General features: G+C 60.4%; 14 protein-coding genes. 6 read left to right on the forward strand and 8 right to left on the reverse strand.

Annotated elements, in window-relative coordinates:
* Window positions 1–45: 45 nt before the first annotated feature.
* Window positions 46–1,830, reverse strand: a complete 1,785-nt coding sequence (locus tag ACZ9BX_RS25795; RefSeq protein ID WP_476220932.1) for an APC family permease — start codon at window positions 1,828–1,830, stop codon at window positions 46–48.
* A 237-nt stretch (window positions 1,831–2,067) separates the two neighbouring features.
* On the opposite strand from ACZ9BX_RS25795, the gene ACZ9BX_RS25800 reads away from it, so the two are divergent.
* Window positions 2,068–4,437: a DUF1989 domain-containing protein gene (locus tag ACZ9BX_RS25800; RefSeq protein WP_476220933.1), complete on the forward strand. Its 2,370-nt coding sequence runs from the start codon at window positions 2,068–2,070 to the stop codon at window positions 4,435–4,437.
* A gap of 3 nt (window positions 4,438–4,440) precedes the next feature.
* Here ACZ9BX_RS25800 and ACZ9BX_RS25805 read toward each other — a convergent pair whose 3' ends face one another.
* The 7 genes from ACZ9BX_RS25805 to ACZ9BX_RS25835 form a co-directional block, all read right to left on the reverse strand.
* On the reverse strand, window positions 4,441–5,040 hold the full coding sequence (locus ACZ9BX_RS25805) for a PAS domain-containing protein (protein WP_476220934.1): 600 nt from the start codon (window positions 5,038–5,040) through the stop codon (window positions 4,441–4,443).
* 114 nt (window positions 5,041–5,154) lie between these two features.
* Window positions 5,155–6,492 (reverse strand): NAD(P)-binding domain-containing protein, encoded by a 1,338-nt coding sequence (locus tag ACZ9BX_RS25810; RefSeq protein ID WP_476220936.1) that lies wholly within the window; start codon window positions 6,490–6,492, stop codon window positions 5,155–5,157.
* A 48-nt stretch (window positions 6,493–6,540) separates the two neighbouring features.
* Window positions 6,541–7,581 (reverse strand): heme-dependent oxidative N-demethylase family protein, encoded by a 1,041-nt coding sequence (locus ACZ9BX_RS25815; RefSeq protein WP_476220938.1) that lies wholly within the window; start codon window positions 7,579–7,581, stop codon window positions 6,541–6,543.
* Window positions 7,582–7,612: 31 nt separating this feature from the next.
* Complete coding sequence (locus ACZ9BX_RS25820) at window positions 7,613–8,578, reverse strand: PDR/VanB family oxidoreductase (RefSeq protein WP_476220940.1); 966 nt, start codon at window positions 8,576–8,578, stop codon at window positions 7,613–7,615.
* Window positions 8,575–9,180, reverse strand: a complete 606-nt coding sequence (locus ACZ9BX_RS25825) for a dimethylamine monooxygenase subunit DmmA family protein (RefSeq protein WP_476220942.1) — start codon at window positions 9,178–9,180, stop codon at window positions 8,575–8,577. The genes ACZ9BX_RS25820 and ACZ9BX_RS25825 overlap by 4 nt, the downstream gene beginning before the upstream one ends.
* A gap of 10 nt (window positions 9,181–9,190) precedes the next feature.
* A complete protein-coding gene (locus tag ACZ9BX_RS25830; protein WP_476220944.1) occupies window positions 9,191–10,324 on the reverse strand; it encodes an aminomethyl transferase family protein in 1,134 nt (377 codons plus the stop codon).
* Window positions 10,325–10,801: 477 nt separating this feature from the next.
* A complete protein-coding gene (locus tag ACZ9BX_RS25835) occupies window positions 10,802–12,016 on the reverse strand; it encodes an RNA-guided endonuclease InsQ/TnpB family protein (RefSeq protein ID WP_476220946.1) in 1,215 nt (404 codons plus the stop codon).
* Window positions 12,017–12,398: 382 nt separating this feature from the next.
* Between ACZ9BX_RS25835 and ACZ9BX_RS25840 the strand changes: the two genes are divergently transcribed.
* The 5 genes from ACZ9BX_RS25840 to ACZ9BX_RS25860 all read left to right on the forward strand — a co-directional run bounded on the left by ACZ9BX_RS25840 (window position 12,399) and on the right by ACZ9BX_RS25860 (window position 17,523).
* Window positions 12,399–13,409 (forward strand): LacI family DNA-binding transcriptional regulator, encoded by a 1,011-nt coding sequence (locus ACZ9BX_RS25840; RefSeq protein ID WP_087002414.1) that lies wholly within the window; start codon window positions 12,399–12,401, stop codon window positions 13,407–13,409.
* Between the two features lie 24 nt (window positions 13,410–13,433).
* Window positions 13,434–14,711, forward strand: a complete 1,278-nt coding sequence (locus tag ACZ9BX_RS25845; RefSeq protein WP_476220949.1) for an ABC transporter substrate-binding protein — start codon at window positions 13,434–13,436, stop codon at window positions 14,709–14,711.
* Between the two features lie 61 nt (window positions 14,712–14,772).
* A complete protein-coding gene (locus ACZ9BX_RS25850) occupies window positions 14,773–15,624 on the forward strand; it encodes a carbohydrate ABC transporter permease (protein WP_476220951.1) in 852 nt (283 codons plus the stop codon).
* Window positions 15,621–16,451, forward strand: a complete 831-nt coding sequence (locus tag ACZ9BX_RS25855) for a carbohydrate ABC transporter permease (RefSeq protein ID WP_476220952.1) — start codon at window positions 15,621–15,623, stop codon at window positions 16,449–16,451. Before ACZ9BX_RS25850 ends, ACZ9BX_RS25855 begins: the two co-directional genes overlap by 4 nt.
* Before the next feature lie 13 nt (window positions 16,452–16,464).
* Window positions 16,465–17,523 (forward strand): ABC transporter ATP-binding protein, encoded by a 1,059-nt coding sequence (locus ACZ9BX_RS25860; protein ID WP_476220954.1) that lies wholly within the window; start codon window positions 16,465–16,467, stop codon window positions 17,521–17,523.
* Window positions 17,524–17,526: the final 3 nt, after the last annotated feature.

Consider the following 17,526-nt stretch of genomic DNA (forward strand, 5'->3'; position numbering starts at 1 on the left):
AATCGCCGCCCTCACGGAGAGCGGCGATAAGTATCCTCTTGGGCGTTAGGCCGGAAGCTGGAAGATCCAGTTTGCAATCAGCACAATCGCCAGACCGCCTGCAAGGGCGACATAGGGCAGAATGCCGGCCTTTTTCGTGCCAAGATCCTGGCCTGTCAGGCCCAGATCGTCCATCGCTCCTGCAGGGAATTTGCCGCCGTCCCGCACATAATGGCGATAGGCAAAGACCGGGAGGATGATGGCGGCAAAGGCGAAGCCGACCCAAAGTGCGTTGGCATAGCCCCAGACCTTGGCGCCGGCGCCCAGGAAGAGGGCGTTGACGAAGGCGAGAACCGTGTTGAGGCCGATCAGCCAGCTCGGCGCCTTCCAGGGGCGTTCGACATGGCCGGAATCCATGCGATGGATCCAACCGGAGTTCAGGTTGAGGAAGTTGAAGATGATGTAGCCGACATTCGAGACGGCGAGCACGAAGAAGTAGCCGCCGGCATCCGATGCGATCGACAGTAGGAAGAGGTTGAAGGCGAAGTCCGTCCACATGGCACGGGTCGGCGCGCCGTTCTCGTTCACATGGTCGAGGTATTTCGGCAGCCAGCCGTCTTTGGCGCCCTGATAGAGCGTACGTGAGGATCCCGCCATCGCTGTCATGATCGCCAGGAAGAGTGCCATGATCATTAGGACGACGAGAAGCTGGGTGATGATGCGGCCTGCGCCGATCAACCCGCCTAGGGCTTCCGCTACACCGGTACCGTCGACGATTCCAGGTGCCAGCATGCCGGCATGGCCGAGCACACCTTGGAAGGCGAAGGGTACGAGGAAGAAGAACAAGCAGCATACAAGCCCGGAATAGAAGATCGCCTTGAAAGTATCGGTCTTCGGATTCTTTAATTCCCGGGTATAGCAGACGGCGGTTTCGAAGCCGTAGGTAGACCAAGCGGCGATATAGAGGCCGCCAAGGAAGAGCGTCCAGCCGCCGTTGCTCCATGTACCGTCCGCGTCTGAATATGCAGCGGTCGGCGGAAGGAGGCCCGTGACGTTCGCAGCAACGATCTGGCCGCTGAGGATAGGGTAGATGCCGATCAAAAGCAGCGGCACGAGCACGATGATCGCCAGCCACTTCTGCACGCTTGCGGTTTCCGAGATGCCGCGATGCTGGATAGCGAAGATCATCAGCATCAGGATGCCGCCGATGAAGAAAGTGGCGTTGATGTTGGCGGTGGCGAGGAACGGAATGCTGAAGCTTGCGAGTGACCAACTGCGGATCGCTGGCGTCAGCGCCGCTACTGCATCCGTGCCCAGTAAGGCTTTGACGGCATCGTCCGGCGTCGTGCCGGCATGGGCGATTATGTATTCTGCGACGCGCGGGCTATCGGCCGTTATCGAAGCGGCATGCGCGGCAATCCAGTCGAGGGCTGCTTGCGAGTCAGCCGCCGGAATTGGAAAAAATGAATTGAGAATATAACCGGCGGCGATGGCGCAACCGAGCGAAAGCACCGGGGACCAGGCAAACCAGTTGCACCAGACCGAAAGCGGCGCAATGAACTTCGAATATCGCAACCAGGCGGTCGCGCCATAGACCGAGGCGCCGCCGGATTTGTTGCCGAACATGCCGGCAATCTCTGCGTAGGTAAAGGATTGCAGGAAGCCCATGATCATGGAAATGATCCAGACGACGAAGGCGAGCTTGCCTGTCGTGCCTGCAATGCCGCCGATGGAAAAAAGGACGAGCGGTGGCACGCCTGCAGCCACCCAGAATGCACCCTTCCAGTCGAGGGCACGTATAAGCTTACCTTCGGTGCCGGCCGAAATCCCGGCGTCCACTACGTCTGTCATTGCTGAAGTTCCCCATTCGATTGTTCCGGACGTCTCTTCGTGCGTCTCCTTGAACGTGCCTCTCCCGGGGCCCGCCCGGTTATTTGGCGATCCGCCTTGCCGCGCGGATTCTCGAGCTTTGACCCTTGATGCATAGTGAAGATATTTTCTTTTTAGTCAATATGGGTTTACTTTCGGGCGGCATTTTGTAACGTTGTCTGGTGGGCGAAAGCGTGCTTCCAATCCCATGAGGATCAAATGCGAGATCTCCATCCGGCGATGCTCGGGATACGGCCGGCTTCCCCGAGCATCGTCCGCTATCCTGGCATTCCCGCGCTACCGCAGGGCACGGAACGCTACCGCGTCAAGGGCGGCGGCTCGTTGGTCGTGCGCGTCGAGATCGGCGACCACGTAACCGTCACCGACATGGAAGGCGGTCAGCCTTGCGAGCTTTCCTTTGTCGATGAGGCTGGGCGTTTCCTATCGGCTGGTCTCGGCGCGACGTTCACCAATGCCGCCAAGGGGCTGAAAGCCATCCTTTCGACGGAGGATGGCGGTGCTGTCCGTGCCCGCGCAGCGCTTGCCCGTCGCGGCGCTGATCTTGCGGCGGCCGGCGCGGTCGGCCTCTTCGGATCGACAGCGACGCCGGGAAGCTCGGCGGAATTCACCATCGTCCTGAAAGGTCTCTTGATTATCGCTGCTCCCGCAGGCGCGATGTCGCCGGAGGCGCAGGATACGGCGACGCCGATCGAGATCAGGATCAGGCGGAGCCAGCTCATTCACGATTATTCCTCGGCCTTGCCCGAGCCGACAGCCGATCCGATCGAGGATATCCGCATCAAGGCGGCGACAGCCTCAGCCTATTTTGTCCGCGCCGGCGAATTCATTCAGATCATCGACGTCTATGGGCGGCAATGCACGGATTTTCAGGCTTTCGCCGCACGCAAGGTGGATAAAGGCCTCGATCTGGCCCTGGATTCGACGGTCACCCGCACCCTGCTCGGCCGCAGCTACCCGATGCCTGGCCTGCCGTCAAAGGCGTTCGATCGCGATTTCGAACCTCTCGTGGAGATTGTCCAGGACACGGTCGGTCGTCACGATGCCTTCGCGACCGCCTGCAATTCTCGCTATTATGACGATATGGGCTATCCCGGCCACGTCAATTGCACGGACAACTTCAACGCCGCGTTGGCGCCTTACGGGATTGCGCCTCGCAAGGGCTGGGAAGCGCTCAACTATTTCTACAATACAAACATCGATCACAATAACCAGCTGTACCTCGACGAGCCTTGGTCGCGCCCGGGCGATTATGTGATGATGCGGGCGCTGACCGATCTGGTCTGCGTCTCCTCCTCATGTCCAGACGATATCGATGCCGCGAACGGCTGGGATCCGACGGATATCCATGTCCGAACGTTTTCCGGAAAAGAGAAATTCTCACGAGCGGTAGCCTATCGCATGACACCTGACTCCGATGCTGAACTGACGCGCGAAACCGCCTTCCACCCACGCCTCTCGCCACTCACGAGGGACTACACGGAGTATCGCGGTTACTGGTTGCCGAACCGCTTTTCCTCCGCAGGCCCGATCGAAGAATATTGGGCCTGCCGGGAAAGGGCAGTCGTCATCGACCTCTCGCCGCTGCGAAAATTCGAAGTGACCGGTCCCGATGCCGAGGAACTGCTGCAATATTGCCTGACGCGCGACGTGCGTAAGCTGTCGTCCGGACAGGTCGTCTATTCGGCCATGTGCTACGAAAATGGTGGCATGATCGATGACGGTACGCTCTTCCGGCTTGGCGACAAAAACTTCCGCTGGATCGGTGGTGATGATGCAAGCGGCATCTGGCTGCGCGAGCAAGCGGAAAAGAAAGGCTTTAAGGCCTGGGTCCGCTCCTCAACCGACCAGATGCACAATATCGCTGTGCAGGGACCGAAGAGCCGCAGCATCCTGAAGGAAATTATCTGGACAGCACCGCGCCAGCCGGCGATCGGCGAGCTCGAGTGGTTCCGCTTCACGGTTGGGCGCATCGGGAGCTTCGAAGGTGCCCCTGTCGTCGTCTCGCGCACCGGCTATACGGGCGAGCTCGGTTACGAGATCTTCTGTCATCCGAAGGACGCGCTAACAGTGTTCGACGCGCTTTGGAAGGCTGGTGAGCCGCACGGCTTGAAGCCTATGGGTCTCGAAGCGTTGGACATGGTGCGCATCGAGGCGGGGCTGATCTTTGCCCATCACGAGTTTACCGACCAAACCGATCCATTCGAGGCCGGCATTGGCTTCACCGTGCCGCTGAAATCCAAGGCGGATGATTTCATCGGCCGCGAAGCGCTGATCCGGCGCAAGGAACATCCGCGTCATCTGCTGGTTGGGCTCGACGTGCAGGCCAATGAGGCGGTCGGCCATGGAGATTGTGTTCACATCGGCCGCGCGCAGGTGGGCGTGATCACCAGCGCTACCCGCTCGCCAATCCTTGGCAAGACCATTGCTCTCGCCCGTATTGACGTCACGCATGCGTCTGTTGGAATGGCGGTGGAAATCGGCAAGCTGGATGGCCACCAGAAACGCTTGCCGGCGGTCATAGTGCCGCTCTCGCATTACGATCCTCAGAAGACGCGGCCGCGCGCTTAAGCTTCAGCCCGAGTTGCGCTGGGCGTTCGAGATCGCGCGGGCAGCCTCCTCAGAGGCGTTGGCAAGCGCGCGCATTTCGGCTGCAAGCACGGCAAAGCCCGACCCTGCCGTACCCGCACGTGCCGCCTCGATTCCGGCATTGACGGCGAGCAGTTTCAAGTAGCGCAGTGATTGCAGGATCTCATTGGTTTTTGACGCCGTGACGCGCATACCCGCCGTTTGCTCGTCGATACGCTGGTAAAGGGACTTGATGTTAATGATGCTGCCTTCGAGGTAGAGCAATTCGCCATTCTCGTCCCAGACACCGCCGCCGGTTTCCGTCACCCAGATGAAATTCCCGTCCCGGTGGCGGATCCGGTACTCCATCGTCCAGTCGGTGCGCTGTTCGAGCGCCAGGCCGACGACCTGATCCATGATCGGCACGTCCTCCTCACACATGATGGAGGTGAAGGTCCGAGTCCGGTTGCCGATGATCTCGTCAGCGCGATAGCCGAAGATGCGCTCGATGCCGTTCGTCATCTCCAGCATAGTGTAGTTTTCGTCCGCACGGCAGCGGTAGAGAAATCCGCTCATGCGGCTCAGAATGCTCTTTTGAAAATCCATAAAGGCCACGTTCGAAGTGAGTTGCAGATGAAATTGCTTCGTCTCATTTCAAAAACACCACGAAAAGGTCGCGATGAACGACCTTTTCGCGGTTAAGCGAGGACGTTGAAGGCTTCAGTTGCGCAGATACTCTTCCATCGAATCGTCGAGAGCTTCGACCCAGGGCGTATGGTGCTTCGGCGACATATTGCCGGTCATCAGCGATCGATAGGCGTGATCACGAAAGCCCATGATATTTTCCGCCTTGTGGTGTTCCCATTCCATGAAGGCGTTATTCGTGCCTTCGATGTCGAAGCTCGGGTAGTCGGTCTCGGCGAGCAGCTCCTTCACGTAGTCTCCCTGATACCAGATCATCTGCTCGGCATCTTCGAGCGTCTCTTCGCGAGCACGCCACATGACGAAATTCGCCTTCAGTTCTTCTGCTGGCGGCAGCTTGATGCGGCCCATCATGACATCGCGCGCCCACCAGGCCTGTACGTCGAACATGTTGAAGGTGTAGAACTGGTCCTGCATGCCGATGTAGAAGAGCTGTGGGTTCTTGTCGAAAATAACGCCCTTGTAGAGGCCATCAGCCCAGAGCCGGTTGGCAGTCTTCAGTCGTAATTCGTCCGGCAGAAACGGAAAGTGGTGCTGGTAGCCGGTGCAGAGGATCAGCGCATCGACTTCCTTCATTGAGCCGTCGAGAAAATGCGCCGTCTTGTTTTCGAGCCGGGTCAAGAGCGGTCGCTCCTCGAAATTCTCCGGCCATTTGAAGCCCATAGGTTTTGACCGGTAGCTCGTCGTCACCGACCTGGCGCCGTATTTCCAGCATTGCGAACCAATATCCTCGGCCGAATAGCTACGGCCGACGATAAGGATGTCCTTGCCCTTGAATTCCAGAGCGTCACGGAAGTCGTGCGCATGCAGCACCCGGCCGTTAAAGGTCTTAACGCCCTCAAAATAGGGAACGTTCGGCGTTGAGAAATGACCGGTCGCAACAACGACATAATCGAATTCCTCGTCATACATGCGGTCCTCGATGCGGTTATGGGCCGTCACCGTGAATTTCTTCGTCTCCTCGTCGAAGCGGACCATGCGCACGGGCGTGCTGAAGCGAACCCAATCGCGAACATTCGCCTTTTCGACACGGCCCTTGATGTAATCCCAAAGGACCGCGCGCGGAGGATAGGAGGCGATTGGCTTGCCGAAATGCTCCTCGAAGGAATAATCGGCGAATTCCAGGCATTCCTTTGGACCGTTTGACCAGAGGTAACGATACATGCTGCCGTGGACCGGCTCGCCATATTCGTCAAGCCCGGTGCGCCAAGTGTAATTCCAAAGTCCACCCCAATCTGCCTGCTTTTCATAGCAGACGACCTCCGGGATTTCGGCGCCCTTCTGGGCGGCCGATTGGAAGGCGCGCAACTGTGCCAGCCCGGAGGGACCGGCGCCGATAACGGCAACTTTTGTCATGAAGCATTCCCCTCTTGATATACTGCATTGCTTCGGCGCATGGGCGCGTCAATCCGGGAAGACGCCGGGGCTGGTGGGCGCCCCGTCATCATATTTCGAAAGCCAGTCGATCGTGTCCTCGCGGTAGCGTGTGAGCCCCTTATAGTCGACGAGTTCCGGCGGCAGGGTTCTCAGCACGCGTGGCATGCGTCGCGCCCATTTCGGCACGGTCACCAGCTCGTCCATGTTCATTAGGTAGCAACGGATAACAAAGAGGATGGCGTTCGAACGCGGCAGGCGCCACAGGCTCTGCAGCTCGACGCGCAGATGTACCTTCTCGCCCACATTCTTTGGTGTCACGGTCGTGCGATCCGGCCCCCATTTGTGGTAGTTTTCTGGGCTGGTATCAAGCCGTGGATTGATCGTCATCGTCCAGTTGAAGCGGCGCGTCGGCTTGCCCTGCTGCAGGTTCAGGAGGAATTTTAATGCGCGGTCGAAGACGCCGATCTGGTGGGCGAGTGGCACGGGTCCGTGCCACTCCATGAAATTCATGCCGATGTCGAAATCGAGCGACCAGTCAGCCTGGGTCGTCACCATTCCGGCATCCATCCAAAGATTGCCGTCGCGCTGGTCCACTATGCAGAAATCACCCTGCGCCTGCCGCGTGATATATTCGAAGGGCTCGTAGGGCAGCGTCGAGACATCGCCAAAAGTGAAGGTGTCGTCGATGCCGAGCGGCCGGTTGATCCAGCGCCACTGGTCGCCATTCCTCGTGAGGGTGAAGTGTTCGGGATAGCCAGCTGCCTGCTCTTTCATCAGCAGCTCGAGCGTATCCCACTGCGCGCTCATCATATGGGGGAGGGCCTGATAGCGGAGCGGATCCTCCTTCAGCACCAGCGTCCGGTCATGCATCTCGGCGACATAGTGTTCATCGACGTCGATCAGATTTTCGAAGGCGGTACCCGGTCTGCCGCGCACGTGGGGCTCCATGTTGACGGAATACATGTACTCGTCGCGATCGAAGGGGAACGGGAACCGGCTGATGTTCTCCGGGCTGTTCCGGTAGCTGAAATCGTCGCGGAAGCTTTCCTGCTTGAAGGCGATTGCCATGTCCGTTCTCCTTGTTCCGCTTTCAGGGTCGCTAGAGGTCGAGATGCAGCGTTTTCCCCTCGAAGCGGGAGACGCAGATCATAACCTTGCGGCCGGCCAATTTTTCCTCATCGGTCAGATAGACGTCGTGATGCAGCAGCTTGCCATCGCAGGTGACGACCCCCGTCTCGCACTGACCGCAGGCACCACCTCGACAGAGGAAAGACGCATCGACGCCCGCCGCTTCGATGGCCTCCAGAATGCTTTCGTGATGGCCGACCCTCACGGTCTTGCCGGAGCGCACGAGCTCGACGGTGAAGGGCTTGCCCGGCAACGAGGAAAGGAAGCGTTCCGAATGCAGGTTCTGCTCCGGCCAGCCGGCCTCTATCCCGGCCCTTAAAACGCCGTCGATCATCCCGGATGGGCCGCAGACATAAAGATGCGTGCCGAGCGGCTGGCTGTCGAGCAGGCGGCCGAGCGGCATCGTCATGCCTTCGGCGTCGCAGTAGATCTTGATCCGTTGCGAGCCGTAGCGCTCGACCAGTTCTTTCCAATAGGCACCGCGATCGCGCGTGCGCACAGCATAATGCAGCTCGAAACTGGCCCCTTCGCGGGTAAACTGCTCCATCATGGCGATGAAGGGGGTTATGCCGATACCGCCGGCGATCAGCAGATGCTTGCGGCCGCGCCAATCCGGCTGGAAAAGGTTGACCGGATAGCTGACCTTCAGCTCGTCGCCTTCCTTGACCCTCTCATGCATGAAGGTGGAGCCGCCGCGCGAATCCTCGACATGCAGCACACTGATCTCATAAGCCGCGCAGTCGTGCGGTGGCGACATCAGCGAATAGGCGTTGCGGCGCACATGGCCGTCATCATTCATTGAGACAATGATATGCGCACCACCGGAGAAATATGGCATCGGCTTGCCGTCCAGCCGCTCGAAGCGGAAGCGCTTGATGCGCTCGGCCGCCGGCGTAACCTTCGTCACGCGGACGGGAACTTCAGTACCACCACTCAAAGGAACAACTCCTCTGGATCGGGCGCGCTGCCCGGATCTTCCGCATCGATGTTGACGCCCTGAAAGGCACCAAGCCGTCGCGAATAATGATCACGCACCAGAAGCGTCAGTGCGCAATGGCTGCAGGTGAAGGGGCTCGCCGTCACGTCGTCAGTGATCCCCTTGCAATGCACGCACTGGACGCGCCGCGCCAGCGAGCCGCGATGTTCGGTGATGATCGAGGCGTGATCCATGCCGTGTTCGAGGCCCACCATCATTGCCTGCCCGATGAAACCTTCCGTTCCCGCGATATAGAGGCGCACGCCCATGTGGGCGGTTGCCAGCAATCCCTTCAGCCGGAAAAGGAGCGTCGCAATCGTCGGCGCGGTCCAGAAGACATCTGTACCAAGGCTAAGTAGCGCCGTGTCATGGCCTTGGCCCTTCGACCCGCGCGCGACATAGAGGACTTCGCTCCGTGACCGGATCGTTTCGTCGAGGGCCGGTTTCTGGTCGACGAGCGCGGTCGCGCCTTCACCCTCGAGCGCGAAGATATGCCGCTTGGCATGCGGCTCGATGTTCAGACCTTTGTAGACCGGACGGCTCTTGATGCCTGCAACGAGCATGGCGCGCTCCCTAACCTAAGGCGGTCCGCTTCTTCTTTTCCGGATCGTCAAAGGGAAGCGTATGCGCGCTGGCCGTGGCCTTCACGCTCTTGCCGCGCACTTCGAGTTTCGTGCCGTCCACAGCCCTGTCGACGTCGAGTCGAGCGATCGCCATCGATTTCTTCGTCAGCGACGAATAGCTCGGGCAGGTGATGACGCCGACCTTTTGGCCGTCGGCCCAGACCTCATCGCCGAGATCGGCCGGGCCATTGGCATCGATCAGCATGCCGAAGATCTTGAAGCGCTCCTTGCCTTTGAGGCGCGCGTGCTCCTCGGCACCGCGGAAGCCGGTCTTGCCGGGACTAACGGTGAAATCGAGGCCAAGTTCCCAGAGGCTGTCGCCGGGCGGCTGATCGGCAAAGGGATACATCTGCGAATTGTCATAGGGGTAAAAGAGCAAATAGCTTTCGACCCGCAGCATGTCGAGCACGCTGAAGCAGCAGGGAATGATGCCCATATCCTTGCCCTCTTCGACGACCCGGTCCCAGACCATGACAGCATCCTGGCCGCGCACGAAGATCTCGTAGCCGCGCTCACCGGTATAGCCGGTGCGCGAGATCATCACCGGGGCGCCGAAGAGCGTCGTTTGCATATGGTGGAAATATTTGAGGTCGCGGATGCCGGGCACATATTTGGCGAGGTAGTCCACCGCCAAAGGTCCCTGGAGCGAGAGATCATGCAGATCGTCGTCGAAGAGCACCGCACAATTGCGGCCAGCCGCCTGCTTGACGACCTCCTCGTGACCGGATCCGGAGCCATGCACCAACATCCAGGAATTCGGGCCTGTGCGGTAGACGATGCAATCGTCGGTGAAATGACCGCTGTCATTTAGCATTGTGGCATAGACCGAGCGGCCGGGATAGATCTTCGTCATGTCGCGGGTGGTGACGTAGTCAAGTACAGCAATGGCATGGGGGCCAACCAGGTGCACCTTTTTTAGGCCGGAGACATCCATGATGCCGGCCTTGGTGCGGACGGCGACGTGCTCTTCCGACATGTCCTTCTCATAGGACCAGGCGGTTCCCATTCCGCTCCAGTCCTCAAGCTTCGATCCGAGAGCGCGATGCCGATCCGCCAAGGCGGAGAAACGCCAAGATAAAGCCATTCTCGTTCCCTCTTATTTCTTCTACGGAATATTTGTTTCCTGACTATATTCGTCTTTTGCGTCGTGGCAAGCCCGCTCCTACGGCATTCGGTTCAAAACTTTTTGGGGAACATGCGCCCGCGGGGCAACGGTGTGAGCGCCGTTGCCGCGTAGTAGTTAATGCCGGCAACACATTCACGCGCCGCGTTTCTTTGGGCGGAAGTCGAAGAGAGGGATGCCGAGCTTTCTCGCCTTATCGCATCTCGCTGACAATGCCACGGCAATGGGTTCGAGCGGCTGCGCCCGGCCAAGAAAGAGGATCCCTGCGCTCAACTGCGCGTGAATTCCAGCAGCGGACCGCCATCATGATTGTCCGCTGCGCGTAGCGCTGCAACGCAACGCGCGCGCAGTTTTCGCCGAGCGATCAGTCTATAGGCTGATAATATACAGCTTGAAGTGACTTCTCCCCACCCTGAAGGACGGGGCTTCCGGTCTTGATCACGCCGCATTCGCGCGGGGACTGCTACCGTCTTCTTCCTGCTTCCGACCCGCAACCGGGTTCGATTCACAGGCCATCTCCGGATGTCCTCCGGTTCGGGCCTTGCGGCCCAGGTAAAGGATGTTCAGCGCCGCATTGTGGTCGGCGCAGGCGGCGTGGCCGCAGGAGAGGCACTTGAAAGTGTCCCTGTCGGGACGGTTGGCCGCCTCGATGTGTCCGCACGCGTGACACCTCTGCGAGGTGTAGGCGGGGTTGACGTAGTAGACGCCGCCGCCGGACCGGCGCATCTTGTATTCGATCTGCCTGACGGTCTCGCCCGGCGAGACGTCAAGCATGGAGCGGTTCGATCCCGCCTTCCGGGCGACGTTGGTCCCCGGCTCCTCGACGGTACCCTTGGCCGAGGCTGTCAGGTTCTTCACCTTGAGGTCCTCGAGATAGATGACGTCGCAGCGGCAGACGACGGCGGTCGTCACCTTGTGCTTGGCGTCGCGGCGACGTCTTGCGATCCTCGCCCTGAAGTTCCGGAGGTCCCGCTGCGCCTTGGCGCGGTTCTTCGACCCTTTCTTGCGCCTCGAGACGACGCGCGCGAGGGTCTCCTCCCGGCGCTTTTCCTCGTCGGTCATGCGCGGCAGGTCGTAGACCGCGCCGTCCGACAGCGCCAGCGCGTTGACGACTCCGAGGTCGCCGCCGAGGTCGATCCCGTCGCGGACGGTCGGCTCGGCCACCTCCCGCTCCACCTGGATCGAGGCGTACCAGTGGTCGCCGCTGAGCGAGACTGTGACGTTCTTCACCGTCCCAACGACCTCGCGGTGAGCGACCATCCTCACCCATCGAGCCTTCGGAAGAAGGATTTCTCCCTCGCGAAAGGCGATTTGTTTGGCGTCCGGATATCGGAAGCTCTCGTTTTCGTACTTGCGCCGTGGCTTGGGATAGGCCGCGCGGCCCTCGAAGAAGTTGGCATAGGCGCGGTGCAGGTCGATGACCGCCTGCTGCAGGCAGTGGTGCGGAACCTCGCGGAGCCATGGCAGCTCCGCCTTGAGGTCTGCGAGCTGCTTGCTCTGGTCGATGGCGCTCAGCCGCCTCGGATCGGAACGGTGTCTTTCCAGGCGTTTCTGTTCGAGGCAGGTGTTGTAGACGAGGCGGCAGCACCCGATGGTGCGGCGGAACAGGCGGGCCTGCCCCCCGTCGGGGTAGATGCGGAATTTGTACGCCATGCGCTCTTTCATCGCAGACGACGCTACCGCGTTCACTTTATGTTCGCAAGCCGCCGACAGCGGAATGATTAACGGTTCCCGGATGTTGCCAGGAAGATGCCTTCCCGACCGCGCCTTACCCTCACCCGAAGGAAAGGTTTGCGGCGCGAGTGTGATCAGCCCACAGCCTGATGAATGCGCCTGTGACGGGGCCGGTGCAGGCGGGCCCAAGTAACACTCGTCTAATGCCTCTTAGACATTTAACGCCGGTTGGCGCGAAGCCGAGCTTGGACGCCTATCTGCGCTGCCTCATACTTCATATCGATGTCCTTTTCCAAAACGTTTTGGCTTGATCTCCAAAACGTTTTGGTTCATATTGGCGCGGTATCTGGGAGGATGCGCAGTGTCTAATCTGAAACAGCTGGCCCAGTCGCTCGGCCTGTCGATCACCACGGTATCGCGCGCACTCGACGGCTATCCGGACGTATCGCCGGCAACCCGCGAACGCGTGCGGGAAGCGGCAGCGCTTACCGGTTATCGTCCCAATGCCTCTGCACGACGCCTACGCAAACAGCGCGCTGAACTTGTCGCCGTCACACTCCCGAGTGATCCGGGCCACATCGGCCCGCCGCACTTTCTCGATATGCTCTCCGGCTGCGCCGAACATCTGGCCACAGCCGGCCTCAATCTTGTGATTGCCCCCGTGCCGCGCGGCGAGAGCGAGCTCGACATGTGCCGCCGTTTCGTCGACGGGCAAAGGGTTGACGCCATGCTGCTCGTGCGCACGAAGCGCAGGGACGAGCGCGTGGAATTCCTGCAGGCGCGGGGCATTCCGTTCGTCACCAACGGCCGGACCGAGTCTGTCGTGCCGCATCCCTATCTCGACGGCGACGGTTTTGCCGGATTTCAAGCGGCAAGCCTTCGTTTTCATGCCGAGGGTCATCGCCGGATCGCTCATATCGCCGGCCCGCAGGACTATTACTTTGCCCATGTCCGCCGCATGGGCTGGCAGGCAGCCATGGAAGAAAGCGGCCTTTCAACGGAACTTTGCGCCGAAGGCGCCCCGACCGAGCAGGGCGGATACCTGGCGGCGCTGGAATTGCTGCGCCATCCCCGCCGGCCAACCGCGATCGTCTGCGCGACAGATGAAATGGCGATCGGTGCTTTGCGGGCGCTTCGCGAAATTAAGGGCGGGGAGACGATCAGCATCGTCGGCCACGACGATCTGCCAACGGGCGCTTTTGCCAGCCCGCCGCTCTCCACTATGCGCATGGCAGGCGAGAACCTGGGCCGCAGCTTTGCCTCGCTGCTGCTTCGCGCCATTGCCGGCGAGCCTTCGGAAGAACTTCAGGAACTGCACCCGATCGAATTCGTCGACCGCGAGAGCCATCGGCGTGCGCCGCCAAATGCATAGAGAAGAACCAAAGAGGAGGAGAAAATGAAACATCTAGCGTCACTTGGAATTCTGGCATCGACCGTTCTTTTGGCCGCAACGCCGGTGCTTGCCGACACTGTATTCCTGTCCACGCAGCTTCGCCCGATCGCAGAAGCGACCGTGGTTCGCGAAGAATTGCTCAAGGGCGTTCAGAACCCGGTCGACTACGTGGTCGAGGAGCCGCCGCAATTTGCCGTCCGCATGGAGGCCGAGCGCCAGGCCGGAGCGCACACGATCAGCCTGGTCGGCGCTTTGCACGGCGAACTGTCGCCGCTTGCCGACAAGGACGGACTTGAGCCGCTCGACGATGTCGCCAAGGCGCTCGCCTCGAAAGGCATGCCGCAGCCTCTGCTCGATCTCGGCAAGCTCGGCAAGTCCAGCCAGCAATATATCCCCTGGATGCAGGCGACCTATGTCATGGCCGCCAGGAAGGATGCCCTGCAATACCTTCCCCAGGGCGCTGATGTGAACAAGCTCACCTATGATCAGCTGATCGAATGGGGCAAGAAGATGCAGGAAGCAACCGGCCAGCCGCAGATCGGCTTTCCAGCCGGGCCAAAGGGACTGATGTCCCGCTTCTTCCAGGGCTACTTCTATCCGTCGTTCACGGGCGGCGTGGTGCGGTCGTTCCAAAATGCTGATGCCGCAGCCGGCTGGGAAAAGCTGAAGGAGCTCTGGGCCGTCGTCACTCCGAACTCCACCAATTACGACTTCATGCAGGAGCCGCTGCTTGCCGGCGAAGTCATGGTCGCCTGGGATCACGTTGCCCGCCTCAAGGAGGCGATTTCCTCCGAGCCTGACCAGTATGTCGTCTTCCCGGCACCAGCTGGACCGAAAGGCCGTGGCTACATGCCCGTTGTCGCCGGTCTCGCCGTTCCGAAGGGCGCGCCCGACAAGGCTGGCGCGATCGCCGTCATCGAACACCTGACGACGCTCGACACCCAATTGCTCACCGCGCAGAAGGTCGGCTTCTTCCCGACGCTCGATGCCAAGCTGCCCTCCGACATCGATCCTGGCGTCGGCCTGCTGGCGGCTGCCGTCAACGCGACCCAGAGCTCGCCGGACGCGCTGATCTCGCTGCTTCCGGTCGGTCTTGGCGACAAGGGCGGCGAGTTCAACAAGGTCTATATGGACAGCTTTCAGCGCATCATCCTGCAGAACGAAGCCGTCGGCGACGTCCTGAAGGCGCAAGGAGCAACGCTTGCGAAGCTGATGAGCGACACGAAAGCCCCGTGCTGGGCGCCGGACGCCAAGAGCGACGGAGCCTGCCCTGTCGAATGAGCCTCTGGCCCGGACGCTTTGCGTCCGGGCCTCATCCTTGAAAGTCGCGAGGCGAAAGCCAATGCCGAACAACCGCCCCTGGATCCCCTATCTGCTGATCTTGCCCTCGGTGGCGTTCCTGGCGCTGCTCTTCGTCGTGCCGCTCGTGCAGACGATCTGGCTTGCCGTCTCCGACAATGGCATGCCGTCGCTTGCCAATGTCCAGCGTATGACGGGCGACCTCAATTTTACGCGCTCGGTTCAAAACACGTTTCTTCTGACCCTTGCCGTCGTGCCGGTGCAGATCGTCATTGCGCTCGCCATGGGGACGATGGTCGCGAAAGTGGCGGCCGGTCGGGAAACGATCCTATGGATCTGGACCATTCCGCTTGGCATTTCCGATCTTGCCGCCGGTCTCGTCTGGCTGTCGATCCTGCAAAACAGCGGCTATCTCAATTCCTTCCTCTACGGCCTCGGCATCATCGAACGGCAGGCGAGCTGGCTTTCCTACCAGACGCCATTCGCACTTTTTCTCGGCATAGCCGCCGCAGAGATATGGCGGGGAACGGCGATCGTGATGGTCATCATCGTTGCCGGCCTCAATCAGGTGCCGAAGGAATACCGGGAAGCGGCAGAGATCTTCGGCGCGGGTCCCTGGACGCGCTTTTACCGCATCACCCTGCCGCTCATTCGGCCCGCGCTGCAGTCAGCGCTCATCCTGCGCACCGTATTGGCCTTCGAGGTTTTCGCCGTCGTCTATGCCCTTGGCGGCCGCAATTTTCCGGTGCTGGTTGGCGAGGCCTACAACTGGCAGAACCAGAACCAGAACTATGGCGTTGCCGCAGCTTACGCGGTTCTCATCATGCTGATCTCGCTTGCGGCCACCATGTTCTATCTGAAGGCGATCAGGGTCGATCCGGAGCGTCTTCCATGAGTACGACCGGCACCGCAAGCTTCGTCTCGTCCCGCCGCATTCTGCTGTGGAGCGGGATCGCCGTCCTCTGTGCCTGGGTTCTGGTGCCGATCTATCTGATTGCGCTCGGCGCCTTCGGCGGACGCAGCGCCGTCTACCTCTGGCCGAAGACCGGCCTGCCGACAGGCCTTTCCTTCGAGCCCTTCCTGCTTTTCCTGAGGACGGAAGGAGTTCTCGGCTCCTTCCTGAACTCACTTGGAGCCGCGGCGATCACGGTTGCCCTTTCCCTGCTTCTCGGAGCGCCCGCAGGCTATGCGCTGGCACGCTATAATTTTCACGGCAAGGATTCCTTCCGGCTCATGGTTCTTTTGACCCGCGCCTTTCCTTTGGCAATCCTTGCGCTTCCGCTGACCGTTTCCTTCATCCGTCTCGGCCTCTACGACACGGTAACTGGCGTCGGTCTCGTCCATACCGTCCTTGCCCTGCCTTTCGCGGTTCTGGTGACACAAGGCATCTTTCTCGGCGTTCCGAGAGAACTCGAGGAAGCGGCATGGGTCTTCGGCTGCTCGCGTATCCAGGCATTCTTCAAGATCGTCGCTCCCCTTGCCCTTCCGGGTATCGCAGCGACCGCCGTCTTTGCCTTCGTCATTTCCTGGAACGAGGTCTTTGCCGCTTCCGTGCTCACCGTCCGGAACCGGACGCTGACGGCTTATCTGCTGACCGTGCTGGCCGAAAGCCCGATGCATTACCGCTTTGCAGGCGGCCTCATGCTCATCCTGCCATCCGTTGTCTTCATCTTCGCGGTCAGGCGCTACCTCTTCGCAATCTGGGGCATTTCATCCAAGTAACGGGAACACTTTCATGGCCAACATCGTAATCGACGGCATCCGGAAGAATTTCGGCGCCTTCCAGGCGCTGAAGGAGGTCTCGCTGACGGTCAACGACGGCGAGTTCGTTTCACTTCTCGGCCCCTCCGGCTGCGGAAAGACGACGCTCCTGCGCATCATTGCCGGTCTTGAATCCGAAAGTGCCGGCGACATTCGGATCGGCGACCGCTCGGTGGTCGGGCTTCAGCCGAGGGACCGCGGCCTTGCCATGGTTTTCCAGAACTATGCCGTCTTCCCGCATATGACCGTCTTTGAGAATGTCGCCTTCGGCCTCAGGATGCAGAAGGCCGAAGAGGGGCGTGTCAGGCAGCAGGTCGAAAAAGCGGCAGCTCTCCTCCATATCGAGCCATATCTCGACCGCTATCCAAACAAGCTGTCGGGCGGCCAGCGCCAGCGCGTGGCCGTTGCACGGGCGCTGGCCGTCGAGCCGAAGGTTCTGTTGATGGATGAGCCGCTTTCCAATCTCGATGCGCTGCTGCGCCTGGAAATGCGCACGGAACTGAAGACCGTTCTGCAATCTTCCGGCACCACGACGATCTATGTGACGCACGACCAGACCGAGGCGATGGGCCTTTCGGACCGGATCGCCGTCATGCACGACGGCGAGATCGAGCAAGTTGGCCATCCCGTCGACATCTACAATCATCCCACCACGCGGTTCGTCGGGGGCTTCATCGGCAATCCGCCGATGAATTTCATCCGCATGCCGGTGACGGACGGGCACGTGATCGCGGGCAGCGAGCGCTTCTCGGTGCCACCGGAATCCGGGCGCGAGATCGTCCTCGGGCTGCGCGGCGAAGCCGTCGTGCTTGCGCCGCCGTCAGAAGGATTTCAAATGCGCGTACGCGTCGCCGAGCCGATGGGTTCGCATCTACTTTTGACAGGATTGATCGAGAACCAGCCCGTTCGCGTCATCCTGCCGGCTGCCGAAAAGGTCGCGAGCGGCGACGTCATCGGCCTGAAACTCGATCCCGCGCGCATCTCTTGGCTCGCCCCCGATAGCGGCAAGGCCTATCTGGCGACCGCTGCCTGACGA

The organism is Rhizobium sp. USDA 3886, assembly GCF_056279785.1.

Excerpts from the sequence above, each read along its gene's own strand:
- ACZ9BX_RS25795 (WP_476220932.1), bottom strand. The coding sequence starts at position 1,830 with ATGACAGACGTAGTGGACGCCGGGATTTCGGCCGGCACCGAAGGTAAG.
- ACZ9BX_RS25800 (WP_476220933.1), top strand. The coding sequence starts at position 2,068 with ATGCGAGATCTCCATCCGGCGATGCTCGGGATACGGCCGGCTTCCCCG.
- ACZ9BX_RS25805 (WP_476220934.1), bottom strand. The coding sequence starts at position 5,040 with ATGGATTTTCAAAAGAGCATTCTGAGCCGCATGAGCGGATTTCTCTAC.
- ACZ9BX_RS25810 (WP_476220936.1), bottom strand. The coding sequence starts at position 6,492 with ATGACAAAAGTTGCCGTTATCGGCGCCGGTCCCTCCGGGCTGGCACAG.
- ACZ9BX_RS25815 (WP_476220938.1), bottom strand. The coding sequence starts at position 7,581 with ATGGCAATCGCCTTCAAGCAGGAAAGCTTCCGCGACGATTTCAGCTAC.
- ACZ9BX_RS25825 (WP_476220942.1), bottom strand. The coding sequence starts at position 9,180 with ATGCTCGTTGCAGGCATCAAGAGCCGTCCGGTCTACAAAGGTCTGAAC.
- ACZ9BX_RS25830 (WP_476220944.1), bottom strand. The coding sequence starts at position 10,324 with ATGGCTTTATCTTGGCGTTTCTCCGCCTTGGCGGATCGGCATCGCGCT.
- ACZ9BX_RS25835 (WP_476220946.1), bottom strand. The coding sequence starts at position 12,016 with ATGGCGTACAAATTCCGCATCTACCCCGACGGGGGGCAGGCCCGCCTG.
- ACZ9BX_RS25845 (WP_476220949.1), top strand. The coding sequence starts at position 13,434 with ATGAAACATCTAGCGTCACTTGGAATTCTGGCATCGACCGTTCTTTTG.
- ACZ9BX_RS25850 (WP_476220951.1), top strand. The coding sequence starts at position 14,773 with ATGCCGAACAACCGCCCCTGGATCCCCTATCTGCTGATCTTGCCCTCG.
- ACZ9BX_RS25855 (WP_476220952.1), top strand. The coding sequence starts at position 15,621 with ATGAGTACGACCGGCACCGCAAGCTTCGTCTCGTCCCGCCGCATTCTG.
- ACZ9BX_RS25860 (WP_476220954.1), top strand. The coding sequence starts at position 16,465 with ATGGCCAACATCGTAATCGACGGCATCCGGAAGAATTTCGGCGCCTTC.